Source organism: Flavobacterium johnsoniae, from assembly GCF_030388325.1.
Lineage (GTDB): Bacteria > Bacteroidota > Bacteroidia > Flavobacteriales > Flavobacteriaceae > Flavobacterium > Flavobacterium johnsoniae_C.
In genome coordinates this window covers 3,138,531-3,151,817 of sequence record NZ_CP103794.1, presented here as the reverse complement: position 1 = coordinate 3,151,817, position 13,287 = coordinate 3,138,531, and the positions used below count along the sequence as shown (strand labels likewise).

Sequence of the window (13,287 nt, the reverse complement as noted above, 5' to 3'; positions counted from 1 at the left end):
ATATGAAAATATTACATTCAGAACTTTTAATTGCCAAACATTTAAGGCAATCTGTTTTTAAAAATTCGGCGGTCTTTATTATCACAATTTTTATTGGTATTTTACTTTTATACGCTACATTTTCCGGTTGGGAAAATTATAAAACCCAGAACGAAACCAGCGAAAAATACCAGCACGAATCAAGAGAAGATTGGTTAAAAAATCCAGACAAGAATCCGCATAGAATGGCGCATTACGGAAATTTTGCTTTTAGAAAAAGTACTTCTTTGAGCGTTTTTGAATTCGGAATGGAACCATTTTTTGGAAATGCCATTTTCCTTGAAGCTCACAAACAAAATACAGCCAATTTTTCTGAAGCGGGATTTTCAAATAGCATGCTTCGATTTGGAGAAATCAGTATTGCAATGGTTTTGCAAGTTTTACTGCCTTTATTGATCTTTTTTCTTGGATTTAATTCGATTGCTTACGAACGAGAAAATGGTACTTTAAAAATACTTCTAACGCAAGAAATCAATTGGAAACAGCTTTTAACTGGAAAGATTTTGGGTGTTGCCAGCGTTATTATGATGCTTTTTGTTCCAACCATTATTGTTTTGGTTTTAGTTTGGCTGTTTCTTCAAGATTTTAACATTGCGGCAGACGAAACAATCAAAATGATTTTGTTTATACTTTTTCATTTTGCTTATCTCCTATTCTTCTGTGTTATTGCGGTTTTGATTTCGGCGATTAGTAAAACTTCTAAAAAAGCATTAATTACGCTTATCGGAATTTGGTTGCTTTTCACCATTATTTTACCAAGAACGACTCAGGCAATTGGAGCGTATATTTATGAAGCACCTTCAAAAATCCAATTTAACAGCGATATTGAGAAAGATATTTTAAAACAAGGCGACAGTCATAATCCAAATGATCCGCATTATAAAGCGATAAAAGATTCGCTTTTACACGCTTACAAAGTCGATTCCGTTCAGAAACTTCCATTCAATTATTCTGGATTTATTATGACTGAAGGCGAAAAAATAAGTTCAAGAATTTATAATGAGCATTTGGCTGAATTACTTCAGATTTATAAAAAACAAAATAGTTTTTCTAAAACAGTTTCTTTCCTGAATCCGTATATCGCGATGAAAAATCTTTCGATGGGATTATCAAACACAGATTACGAATCGTATATCGACTTTCAGAAACAGGCCGAAGATTATCGTTATAAAATGGCTCAAAAAATGAATGCTTTGCAGATTAAATACATCAGCAATAAAAAACCTGGACCAAATGATAAACCTTTGACAATTGGCAAAGAACATTGGGCCGATATGGAAGATTTTCATTATGAACCCAAACCAATCGAAACCGTTTTAAGAAACGAAATCATTTCGATTATTTCGATTGTTCTCTGGATTACGTTGCTTTTCATTTTAGTTAGAATCGCAGCTCAAAAACTTAAAGCCATTTAATATGTTATCATTACTATTCAAAAATTTCATTCGGTCAAAAGGAACCAAAATTGGTTTGCTTTTCTTGCTGTGCATTGGTTTTATAAGTCTGTTAATTGGAAAACAATTTCAAAGCAAACAGCAAAATAATATTCAGGAAGCTTCCATTTATCAAAAAGAACATATTGCCAGAAATGCGGAATTTCATAAAGACGAAATCGGACTTTTATTGTATTATATAAAGTTTTCTTTAGTTAATGAAACCTTACCAATCAACAGTTTAGCAATCGGACAGCGCGATGTAAATCCGTCCATTCAAAGTGTGACAATTCGTGGTTTAGAAGGTCAGAAATACGATGCCGAACTTAACAATGCGAACAATCTTTTAGCAGGAAATATTGATTTTAGTTTTGTTCTGATTTATCTTTTCCCGCTTTTAATTATATCATTTTCATACAATATTATTTCTGAAGAAAAAGAAAGCGGAACTTGGAAAATTGTAGCCACACAAAGTCAAAACACATTTCTGTATATCTTAAAACTATTCTATATCAAAATTTTAAGTTTAATAGCGTTATTGAGTATTTTACTTTTTATTGCTGTTTTATTTTTAAAAATTCCTTTAGATCAATCTTTTTTCATTTTCTACGGAATTGCAGTTTTGTATATTTTATTTTGGTTTGCAGTTTGCTTTTTTATTGTTTCTCTTCAAAAGCATTCTAATTTTAATGCAGTTATTTTATTGACGATTTGGCTGTTTTTAATCATCATTGTTCCAGCCGGAATCAATGCTTATATCGTAAATCAGTACAAAGTTCCCGAAGCTTTAGAATTGACTTTAAAACAGCGAAATGCCTATCATGAAAAATGGGACACGGATAAAAATGAAACGATGGAGAAATTTTACAAACATTATCCGCAGTTTAGATCGTATAAAATTCCAAAAGACAAAGAATTTAGCTGGCTTTGGTATTATGCCATGCAACAAATGGGCGACGATGAATCGGCAGTTTTGTCAAGCGAATTGGAAGCTAAACTTCAACAGCGAAACCTTGCTAGTCAAAAAATCGCACAATTTATTCCGACGCTTCATACACAATTACAATTGAATGAAATCGCGCATTCCGATTTAGAAAACCAACTTTTGTTTTTGAAAGAAACCAGTAAATTTCATGAAAAAATGAGATTGTATTTTTATCCGAAAATATTCTCTGAAGCGGCTGTAAATAATGAAAAATGGGATAAATTTAAAGTAGAAACTTTTAAAGATGCATCTAAAAATAGTTTTACAAAAGCATTTTTGCCTTTATTGCTTTTCATTTTATTTTTGATAGGTTTAGGATGGAGGAATTTTAATACTAGAGCAGTTTTTTAACTGTTTTATTTTAACGCAAAGAGCGCTGAGATTTATGCAAAGTTCGCTAAGTTTTTTTAAGCTTTGCGGGTAGTTTTTTACCATAAAAGTTCACAAAGATTCCAAAATGGGAAATATAGCCAATGGTTTCAACCATTGGAACGCAATATTTAGCCACAGATTTCACAGATTAAAAAGATTTTAAAAATTTTAATCCTTTAATCTGTGGCAAAAAAATAAGTTCGCAAAGTTTTTACTCAAAGCTTTGCGAACTTTTGCGTTTTTATTAAATCCAGCATATCAAAAAACCTTGCGAACTTTGCGTAAACCTTAGCACTCTTTGTGTTAAAATCAACCAATTCTGAATAAAATTTCTCCAAATATTCAATAATTTTATTTTATTTAGAATTAATATAAATAAACTTTTATATTTGCCGCTTTCTAAGCAAAATCGAGTTTTTTTTAAAATTTACTTAATATTGCTTATCCAAAGTAAATTTCGTTTGATGAATAACAATACCAGTTTCGAATTAGAACTTTTCCATTCCTTTAAGGATGGAAACGAAACTGCCTTTAAGTTTTTCTACGACAAATATTTTAGGAGAATTCAATCTTTCAGTATTCAGTTTATTTATGATCATGATGAAGCTGAAAATCTTGCTCAAGAAGCCCTACTACACTTATGGCAAAATAGAGAAAGCGTAGAATCTATTAATGGAATTCAGGCTTTCTTATATACTTACGCCAAATCAAAATGTTTGAATTTAATTCGTCACAACAAAGTGAAAGATAAATTCAAAAACGACCTTCTTAACCAAAAAGAAAAAGAATTGAATATTGAAGTTTTAAATTCAGTTCAATTTGACACTTTAGAATTAACCGAATTAGAACGAATAATTCAGGAATCAATTAACGATTTACCACCCAAAACTCGCGAAGTTTTTATAAAAAAACGTTTTGAGAATAAAAAAAATGCAGAAATCGCAGAAGAAATGGAAGTGACTTTAAAAGCCGTAGAAGCCCATATGACAAAGGCTTTGAAGATTTTAAAAACCAAATTATCCGATTATTTGTTCCTAATTTTTATCCTTATTTGTAATAAGTAAAAATAAAAGGTAGGGTTTTTTATTTCTGAAGTGTACTAACTATAGCGAGAAGTTTAAAAACGCATTTATGACATTGGAAATAATTTATAAATACTTGTCTAATGAAGCATCTGAACAAGAAGTTGCACAACTTTTTGAGTGGATTGATGCATCAGAAGAAAACAAGAAGGAATTTATAACTTTAAAAAAGACTTGGGCTTTAACAGCGCTTACTGGAACTATTTCACGTGAAGTTCCTGTTGTTACTTTAAAACCAAAAAACAACATTAGAAAGTATTTTAAATACGCGGCCGTTCTTGTTGTTTGTATTGGTTTGGCTAGGCTTGCTTTTTATTTTAATGAAAGAACAACAACTTCTAAAGAAATTGTTCTCGAATTAGGCGATGGAAGATTAGAATACTTTTCTGAAAAAAATCTAAACGCTTTGGTTAATGACAAAGGCGAATTGGTTGCCAGAAAATTTCCTGATCAGATTATGTATTTCGGAAAAGTTCTCGATACAGAAGTTTTATATCACACGCTTACAGTTCCTTACGGAAAAACTTTCAAACTTAAACTTTCAGATGGTACCCTTGTGAGTTTAAATTCTGGAACGACTTTACGTTATCCGGAACAATTTGGAATTAACGGAAAAAGGAATGTTTATTTATCCGGTGAAGCATTTTTTGAAGTTGCCAAAGACAAGCAGCATCCGTTTATTGTTCATTCTGAAGAAGTTGATATAGAAGTTCTCGGAACAAGATTTAATGTAAGTGCTTATCCTGAAGACAAAACCGTGAGCAGTGTTTTGGTCGAAGGAAGCATTCAAATGTCTGAAAAAGACAATCCTTTAAATGCCGTTTTGCTTAAGCCAACCCAAATGGCAGTTTGGCAAAGCGAGTCCAAAAAAATGATCACCAAAACAGTGGACACCTCATTTTATGAAGCTTGGACTCAAGGTGAACTTGCATTTCAAAATACCCCATTTTCAACAATTATTAAGATTATTGAACGTACCTACGACGTCGAAATTATCAACGAAAATGCTGTTTTGGCCAAACAGAGTTTTACAGGTTCAATAAAAATTAGTGAATCTAGTGTCGAAAACATTTTAGAGCTTCTAAAACGCGACACGCCATTTAATTATTCTATTAAACAAAACACAATTACTATTACACCAATTTTCCATAACTAAATAAAACATGACATTTACGATACATCCCAATTCAAGAAAAATTCTATTTTTCTTAGGCTTTCTTTTATCCTGTTTTTCGGCTTTTTCTCAAAATAAAACTATTACATTACACGTAAAAAATAAACCTATAAGTCTAATTATCAAATCTATTGAAGAGCAAACAGATTTTAGAATTATTTATAACGCTCGAAAAATTGATACCGAACAATTAGCAGATATTAATGTTGATAATGCTTCTTTAGAAAAGACTTTGACGACATTATTTAACGGAAAAAATATCTCGTTTTACATTCAGAAAAAGCAAGTTTTATTGACCAACTCAAACACTTCTAATGATTCTGGCGCGAATCAAGAAACAGAGCGTTTTATTACAGGAACTGTTTATAATGCAAAAGACAAACAGCCGCTTCCTGGCGCTACAATTCGTGTAAAAGGAACTGGAATGGGCGCTATTACAGATTTTAACGGAAAATTTGTTTATCAGTTAAAAGGAAATGATATTCCGAATCTTGTTCTTGAAGTAGGTTTTTTAGGAATGGAATCTCAATCTCAAAAAGCAGACGATAAAAAGAATTTTGTTTTTTACTTGCAAGAATCAGCAGACGAGTTAAATCCGGTTATTATTACGTCTTCTTATGGAACAACAAAATTAAAAGAAGAAATTGTTGGGAGTATTTCTATATTAAACGCAAAAGATATTGCGGTAGAACAAGCTTCAGAAAGTTTCGACAAAATGATTACTGGACAAATTGCTGGAGTTATGGTAGAAAATACTTCTGGTGTTGGCGGTCCTGTTAAAATTAATATACGTGGTAAAGGAACATTATCGTCTTTAACCAATGCAATTACTGGAACTTCTTCGCAACCTTTAATTATTGTTGATGGCGTTGTGATGAGTGAAGAATATGCTATCGATGGTGGAGATTTTGACGGATCTGGAACTTTTGCTGAAAATCTGACTAATCCGTTAATGAAAATTGCTCCAGAAAATATAGAAACTATTTCGGTTTTAAAAGATGCTGCGGCAGTAGGTATTTACGGTGCTGATGGTGCAAATGGCGTTATTTTGATTACCACTAAAAAAGGAAAAAAAGGGAAAACTCAGTTTGGTTTTTCTAATCAGCTTGGGGTTTCTTCGGCTATTAATCAAATTAAATACTTAAATGGAGAGCAGTATACTGAAATAAGAAACCAATACTTAAAAAATACGACAACGAACTATGTTCCATTTGCTTACAATGGAATTAATACCGATTGGTTTGGTTTATTAAACCAAGCTGGTGTTTACAATAAATACAATTTTAATGTTTCTGGTGCTAATTCAAAATTTTCATATCGAACAAATGTTAGCTATACTAAAATTGATGAGCCTCAGATGGGTAACGATACAAAACAGTTAAACGCGGGAATCAATTTAGGTTACAGCTCTGGAAAATGGGACATTAATTTAATGCTGAATCCGAGTTTTGTACAGAAAGACGCTCCAAATATTTTTTACGGATTTGCTTATCTTCCAACTCTTTCTCCATATAATGCAGACGGAACTTTTTCAAATTTAGGCGTAAGCGGCGCTACAGCTGGAAATCCGTTGGCGGCAATTCAACAAAACAAAAATGAAACGCAAACATTTGGTATTTTAGGAAGCATTAATTTGTCTTATAAATTGAATAATAATATCAGATTTGCGACTCTTTTTGGTATGGATTATAGTGATAAAGATCAAGATCGCTATTTTTCTGGAGCAAATGAAAGCGGTCAGTTTAATGGTTCTTTTACACTTGGAGGAATTTTATATCCAGCTTGGGGACGTAGATTATTAAACGAAAGAAATTCTACAAAATGGAATTGGCAAGGACAAGCTTTATTTAATAAAGATATTACAGAAAATCACAGTATTGATGGTGTTCTTGGTTTTGAGCTTAGTGAAGATAAAACCGATTTTCATTATTCATCTGGAGTTGGATACGTAAATCCAGGCGTACTAAATAAGATTACAGATGCAATAAGAGACGATAATCCTGCTACACCAAATGTGGATGAATCTAAAGCTGGACAGTCTTACAGAGGTGAAATCAGTTATAATTCGAGAGTTTCTTTATTCTCACAATTAAACTATAATTATAAAAAACGTTACTTTTTATTAGCCAATTATCGTCGTGATGAAAGCTCTGTTTTTGGAGATGATACGAATGTGGCAAATAATGGCGGTATCGGTGCTGGATGGATTATTAGCAATGAAAACTTTCTTAATTCTGCTTCTTGGATTGATTTCTTAAAATTAAAAGCAAGTTACGGTACAACTGGAAACTCTAGAATTGGTTCTTACCGCTCTAAAGGTTTGTATAATATTGGTCAAAATGCTTACAATGGCGGAATCGGAGCAACTACTGGCGACGCTCCAAACGGTAATTTAACTTGGGAAAAAAACGCCAAATTTAACGCTGGTTTTGATTTTAATATTTTCAACAGAGTTGAATTATCTGTAGAATATTATTATGACAACAAAACTAATTTGATTGCAACAAGAGATGTCCCGACTGAAACAGGTTATTCTTCTGTACAATTAAATGCCGCAAGTATGTACAATAAAGGTTTTGAAGTTACTACCAGAATTAAATGGATAAAATCTAATGCTTTTAAATGGACAACGGCATTTAACATTTCTACAATTGACAGTAAAGTAACCGATTTAAAAGGTTTAGGAAGCGACTATTCTTTAGCAAATATAGCTTTAGCGCAAAAAATTGGTTACAGCACGAGTACTATTTGGGGAATTAAATGGGCTGGCGTTGATCCTGCAACTGGCCGTGATCTTATTGAAAAAAATGGTAAAATATACGATTCCAAAACCTATGGCGAATTATACACCATTGCAGATTGGGAACCAATTGGAGACAGACAAGCAGATGCTTACGGAGGTTTTTACAATAGTTTTACTTTTTTCAACAACTTAACTTTATCTGTTAGAGGAGATTACCAAATTGGAGGTGACTTCTTAGTGTCTGACGTACTGGTAGATAAATACTCGAATACTTTTAACAGAAACCTTTCTGTAAATGCATACGATCATTGGAGAAATCCTGGAGATATTGTTTCGCAATCTGCTGTAACTTCTTCTCCGCAGCTTTCTAATTTAAGTAAATACATGTACAATGCAACTTATATCAGAATCAGCAATGTTAATTTAAGTTATAATGTGCCGTTAAAAAATACCTTCTTAGATACTCTTTCTGTTTTTGCAGATGCGACAAATGTTGCTTATTGGTACAAGGAGAAAAGTCCAAAAGGAATGAACGGAGTAAGAGAATACAGTTTTACTTATCCTCAGGCAAGAACCATCTCGCTAGGAGTTAATGCTAAATTTTAAGACCATGAAATATTCAAAATACCTATCTATATTTTTCCTGATTTTCTCACTGCAAAGCTGTAGTGACTTTTTAGAACAGGAACCTGGAACACAAACTTCTATAGACGAGCTTTTGCAAAACAAAAAAGGAGTTTTGCAAGCATTAACTGGACTTTACTATGAACTAGAAGCTAATATGCGAGGAGAACGTTATGCCGTTTACGCAGATCTTCAAGGAGGAAACATCAAATTTTCACCTGTTTCTTCTGGAAACAGCAGAGGTCAGATTTCTCCGCCAATAAATATCGAACAAGCGTATTCATTTGATGATCAAGCGCTGACAAGTAATTTTAAAACATTTTATGATACAAGTTATGATATTATAAATCAGGCGAACTTAATTTTAGAATATACTCCTGCCCTTACCGATGCAACTCAAGCAGAGAAAAATCAAATAAAGGCAGAGGCTTTAACAATTAGGGCTTATGCGCATTTTTTGCTTTCTCTTGTATATAGCCAAGATTACAAATATACTGCAGATGCTTCTCATTTAGGAATTGTTTGCAATACTGAATCTATTAAAGCCGGAATACAATATCCTGCAAGAAAAACAGTAGCCGAAACTTATTCGATTATTATAAATGATTTAGTGACAGCAATTGACAGTTATTCGTCTCAATCACTGCTTCCAGGACAAACTTATTCTTTATTTAATGCAAATAATACAAAAGCATTATTAGCGCGTGTGTATTTGCAAAAAGGCGACTGGAATAATGCGTATACAATAGCAAATGATGTAATTACAACTTCTGGAGTAACTTTATCAGCTTCTGCAGATTATGTTGCGCAATGGACGCAACCGGATCTTCCTGTATCTGAAATTTTACTAGAATTTGCTACCAGAAGAGATTCTGAAGATATAGTAATGTCTTCTATGTCACAAGTATTTGGTTATACAACCTCTACAAGTTATCAGCGTTATGTTGCCTCAAATGACTTGGTTAATTTGTACGAAGCCAACGACTTAAGAAAACAATTATTTCTTACACAACCTTTACAGACTTTAGTAAATGGCGTTCTTACAAATGTAAATTATAATTTCACTAAAAAATATCAAGATAATGCTGGTTATGTGGCTTTTAGATTAAGTGAAATGTATTTAATTCGTGCCGAAGCTGCTTTAGAAACCAACAGATCTGACGCTGCAATGGCAGACATAAATATCATTCGTGCTCGTGCAAATGCTACTTTACTAACAAATACCACGAATCTGAAAGAAAATATTCTTTTAGAAAGAAGAAAAGAACTTTGTTTTGAAGGTCATTTGTTTTTTGATCTTGTACGCAATCATAAAAATATTTCTAGAAATGATGGCTGTATTTCAACAAATTGCAGTTTGACTTATCCTTCTCTAAAATTTGTTCTTCCGATACCAACCTATAACACTAATCTTAACCCTAACTTACAACAAAATGACTCGTATTAAGATATTTAGCATATTGTTTATAGCCATATTATTTACTTCATGTTCAAAAGATGACTATAAATTAGGTTCTGAAATTGATCCTTTTATAAGATTTAATTTCTTGGTAAAAAGTGATAATACACCTGTAGAATATCCAATTGTAAACGGAAGTTTAGTGCCTCAGTCAAATTACGTAAATACTTCTGTAAAAACGCTGAAAGTGCCTGTTGCTTTAACTGCCCGAAATTTAAAAAATAGTGTAACAGCCAATTTTAGTGCGGTTTCATCAACAAATGATAATGAGAGTTTTACAGTAAATCCTGTGAATCAATTAACTTTTCAGGGAAATAAACTAACGGATACTATAGCGGTTTCTTTTGACAAAAGATGGACTGCTAACCAAAGTATTACTTTAAAACTAGAAACGGTTTCTGATCCCGAAATTCATATCGGAAATCTAAATACTGAATATCCTAATGATACTTTCAAAATTGATTTGGCAGCAATTACAACCAATTACACTTTTCCAGTAAATCAATTTGTTATAAAAGGAGAAGTTGGCGAAACTGTTGATTTTAAAGTAAATTTTCCTAACGGATTTTTTCCTTCGGAAATAGAAAATGCGTCTATTTTTAAATTTCAAAATGGTTTTGAATATTCTTTAACGCACGACGATTTTGGAGATAATAGAAATTCAATAACTTATCATTTAACATTGCTGGAAGATATTCAGAATGATGATGCTCGTTACGAATCTAAAATAACATTGGTAAATACGCCAAATTATAACGCTACCGGAAGTATTAGTTTGACTGTTGTAAAACCAATAAAATCGCCAAGAGATATTCAAGCCAATCCAGCATCAAAATTCACAGATCCAACAAATGCTTTTTATTTGACGTACGGAGAACATTGGTTTAACAACAATGGAACTTGTTCTTGGCAAACTTTCAACGCTTTGACCTTTCCGGTTGTAGTGACAAAAGATAACGAAAATGCTATTTTGTACAGCGATAAAGGAACTGCAAATCCAAATGATGATGTGTATCACGATGCTTTCAAAATCGGGTTTAATGTTGCCAGCGGAACAAATACTGTCAATTCTTTTGGTTTAAAAAGATGGTTTTCTAACGAAAGTAATTCTGCTGCAATTTCTCCAGGATTTAATATTACCTCAGCTTTAGAATTTTTCCCAGCAAACGGAAATAGCAAAACACAAGGAACTGTTCTCGTAATTCCGCAAGATATTACAATTGGATCTAGCGTGACAAATACGCATGTTATTGCAATTTCTGGGGAAGGAACTTATAAAGAAATCAGCAATGGTTTATATGAAATTTCATTTGAATTAAAATTAACAAACGACAAACTGTTTGGAGGAACAGTTTCGACGCAATATAGAATGTACAATAATAGAGTTTACACTAAGCCAGCAGCTTTAAGTATTCCGTGTCCAAAAGAAGTCACTTTATAATTGTTAATTGTTAATTATTAATGGTTAACGTCTTCAGCTTTGTCAAAGTTTAAAACTTTGACAAAGCTTTTGGCGTGAAAAAAAGGTTTCAAGTTTCAAGTTTCAGGTTTAACGTTTTGCAGCAACTTGAAACCTGAAACTTGAAACAAAAAAAACAAATCAAAAAAAACACAAAGAATTGAAAAAACTAATCTTCCCTCTCCTTTTCCTGCTTTGCTTGACGGCTTATAAAAGCGTGGAAAATCCTGATTATATTGATATTCAGGAATTGCGAAAACTGTATTCTAGCGGAGATTCTTCGAAATGGCCTGCTGCTGAATTACATGAAAATGTCGATAAAACTAAATTTCAGGATATTGGTGTGCTTCCTGCTGTTCCTTATCCTGCTTATAATCCGTATTCTAAGGAAAAAGAAAGTTTGGGAAAGATTTTGTTTTTCGATCCGAGATTATCACGAAGCGGACAAATTGCTTGTGCTTCTTGTCACAATCCAGAACTGGGTTGGACAGATAATTTAACGCGTTCTTTTGGACATGACCGCCAGACTGGAAAACGAAATTCGATGACGATTTTAAATTCGGCGTATGCCACTTCGCTATTTTGGGACGGACGCGCTTCAAGTTTAGAAGATCAAGCACAATTTCCAGTTTCTGATCCTTTAGAAATGAATGAAAAGCTGACGATTGCCGTTAATAAAATTGCTAAAATAAAAGGTTATAATTCGCTCTTTACCGCTGCATTTGGAGATAAAAAAGTGACTTTAGAACGCATTCAATATGCAATTGCGACTTTCGAAAGATCAATAAATAGTCCGAAAAGTAAATTTGACCAGTTTATAAGCGGAAAATCAGATATTTATACCGATCAGCAAGTGAAAGGAATGCATTTGTTTAGAACGAAAGCACAATGCATTAATTGCCATAATACACCTTATTTTAGCGACAATCAGTTTCATAACGACGGACAGACTTTATTCGGAACAAAAAACGAAGATTTCGGACGTTATAATGTGACTAAAGATGTAAAAGATATTGGAAAGTTCAGAACTCCGACACTTCGCGAAGTCGTAAATACAAAACCTTGGATGCATCACGGACATTTTCTGAGTTTATTGGATGTTGTCGAATTATACAATTTAGGAAATCCTTCTCCTGTTCAAAAGAAATACTTAGGAACACCAAGAGATTCTTTGATACCAAAATCAGATCCAATGCTGAGAAAATTAGATTTAAATAAAGAAGAAATCAGCGATTTATTGGCATTTATTGAGACTTTAAGCACTCCGACAAGAAGAATTATAATTCCAGAAATGCCTAAATAATTTAGTTAAATGATTTGTATTTTGCCCCAAGTATTTGCAAATCTTAAAAGTCCTTTTCGTTTTGAAGAGGGCTTTTTATTTGATTATTAAATATTACCATTATTCCAAAGAATCTGTACAATTTCCTCAATAGAATATTCAAAATAATTGCCTTTTTTATCTTTATTTCTTTGAAACAATTTATAATTATATTGTTTAAAGTTTTTTTCCAAGAATTTTATAAAATAACCATTTGCAGAAATTACATTTATATAAAAGGTTGAAATAAAATCTACATTATCATAATTAATTTCATCAAAAGTTTTGATACGTTGAACAATTTCGTACAATTCTTCTCTAGTCAAATTATCCACTTTTTCCGGTTCAGGTAAAGAAATATCAAATGCAAGATTTTCGACTCCATCTTCTTCCCACCATTCTATAAGATTAAATTTAACAATATCTTTTTCAGTTAAAACATGAAGTTTTTCTTCAAGCTTTTTGTATTCAAAAAATTCTTCATCCCCGTTTTCATCACAAAACGCCGTATAATCCAAAATTAGTTTTAATACTTCTGGATAATGTTTTTCAGCAATATCAAATTGAGGTTCTATTTGCTTTCTTAATATCATTTA

At 32.4% G+C, this 13,287-nt stretch carries 9 protein-coding genes; 8 read left to right on the top strand and 1 reads right to left on the bottom strand.

Translation table 11 applies throughout. The features are described from left to right. Nucleotides 1–2: 2 nt before the first annotated feature. The 8 genes from NYQ10_RS13700 (at nt 3) to NYQ10_RS13665 (ending at nt 12,673) form a co-directional block, all read left to right on the top strand. Nucleotides 3–1,454 carry an ABC transporter permease gene (locus NYQ10_RS13700; RefSeq protein ID WP_289876899.1) on the top strand — a complete coding sequence of 484 codons (1,452 nt, stop codon included), beginning with the start codon at nt 3–5 and terminating at the stop codon, nt 1,452–1,454. A 1-nt stretch (nt 1,455) separates the two neighbouring features. Then, on the top strand, nt 1,456–2,808 hold the full coding sequence (locus tag NYQ10_RS13695; protein ID WP_289876898.1) for a DUF3526 domain-containing protein: 1,353 nt from the start codon (nt 1,456–1,458) through the stop codon (nt 2,806–2,808). 485 nt (nt 2,809–3,293) lie between these two features. Continuing rightward, nucleotides 3,294–3,893: an RNA polymerase sigma-70 factor gene (locus NYQ10_RS13690; protein ID WP_289876897.1), complete on the top strand. Its 600-nt coding sequence runs from the start codon at nt 3,294–3,296 to the stop codon at nt 3,891–3,893. 67 nt (nt 3,894–3,960) lie between these two features. Beyond that, nucleotides 3,961–5,067: a FecR family protein gene (locus NYQ10_RS13685; protein ID WP_289876896.1), complete on the top strand. Its 1,107-nt coding sequence runs from the start codon at nt 3,961–3,963 to the stop codon at nt 5,065–5,067. Nucleotides 5,068–5,074: 7 nt separating this feature from the next. After that, nucleotides 5,075–8,434 (top strand): SusC/RagA family TonB-linked outer membrane protein, encoded by a 3,360-nt coding sequence (locus tag NYQ10_RS13680; RefSeq protein WP_289876895.1) that lies wholly within the window; start codon nt 5,075–5,077, stop codon nt 8,432–8,434. Nucleotides 8,435–8,438: 4 nt separating this feature from the next. Next, nucleotides 8,439–9,899 (top strand): RagB/SusD family nutrient uptake outer membrane protein, encoded by a 1,461-nt coding sequence (locus NYQ10_RS13675; RefSeq protein ID WP_289876894.1) that lies wholly within the window; start codon nt 8,439–8,441, stop codon nt 9,897–9,899. Next, a complete protein-coding gene (locus NYQ10_RS13670; RefSeq protein WP_289876893.1) occupies nt 9,886–11,352 on the top strand; it encodes a hypothetical protein in 1,467 nt (488 codons plus the stop codon). Before NYQ10_RS13675 ends, NYQ10_RS13670 begins: the two co-directional genes overlap by 14 nt. 178 nt (nt 11,353–11,530) lie before the next feature. Then, nucleotides 11,531–12,673: a cytochrome-c peroxidase gene (locus tag NYQ10_RS13665; RefSeq protein WP_289876892.1), complete on the top strand. Its 1,143-nt coding sequence runs from the start codon at nt 11,531–11,533 to the stop codon at nt 12,671–12,673. Between the two features lie 86 nt (nt 12,674–12,759). On the opposite strand, the gene NYQ10_RS13660 is transcribed toward NYQ10_RS13665, so the two are convergent. Further along, nucleotides 12,760–13,284, bottom strand: coding sequence for a hypothetical protein (locus NYQ10_RS13660; protein ID WP_289876891.1), 525 nt, complete (start codon nt 13,282–13,284; stop codon nt 12,760–12,762). Between the last annotated feature and the right edge of the window lie 3 nt (nt 13,285–13,287).

Bases quoted from the DNA above. Each gene is read 5' to 3' on its own strand.
- NYQ10_RS13695 (WP_289876898.1), top strand. From the start codon at position 1,456: ATGTTATCATTACTATTCAAAAATTTCATTCGGTCAAAAGGAACCAAA.
- NYQ10_RS13690 (WP_289876897.1), top strand. From the start codon at position 3,294: ATGAATAACAATACCAGTTTCGAATTAGAACTTTTCCATTCCTTTAAG.
- NYQ10_RS13680 (WP_289876895.1), top strand. From the start codon at position 5,075: ATGACATTTACGATACATCCCAATTCAAGAAAAATTCTATTTTTCTTA.
- NYQ10_RS13685 (WP_289876896.1), top strand. From the start codon at position 3,961: ATGACATTGGAAATAATTTATAAATACTTGTCTAATGAAGCATCTGAA.
- NYQ10_RS13660 (WP_289876891.1), bottom strand. From the start codon at position 13,284: ATGATATTAAGAAAGCAAATAGAACCTCAATTTGATATTGCTGAAAAA.
- NYQ10_RS13700 (WP_289876899.1), top strand. From the start codon at position 3: ATGAAAATATTACATTCAGAACTTTTAATTGCCAAACATTTAAGGCAA.
- NYQ10_RS13675 (WP_289876894.1), top strand. From the start codon at position 8,439: ATGAAATATTCAAAATACCTATCTATATTTTTCCTGATTTTCTCACTG.
- NYQ10_RS13670 (WP_289876893.1), top strand. From the start codon at position 9,886: ATGACTCGTATTAAGATATTTAGCATATTGTTTATAGCCATATTATTT.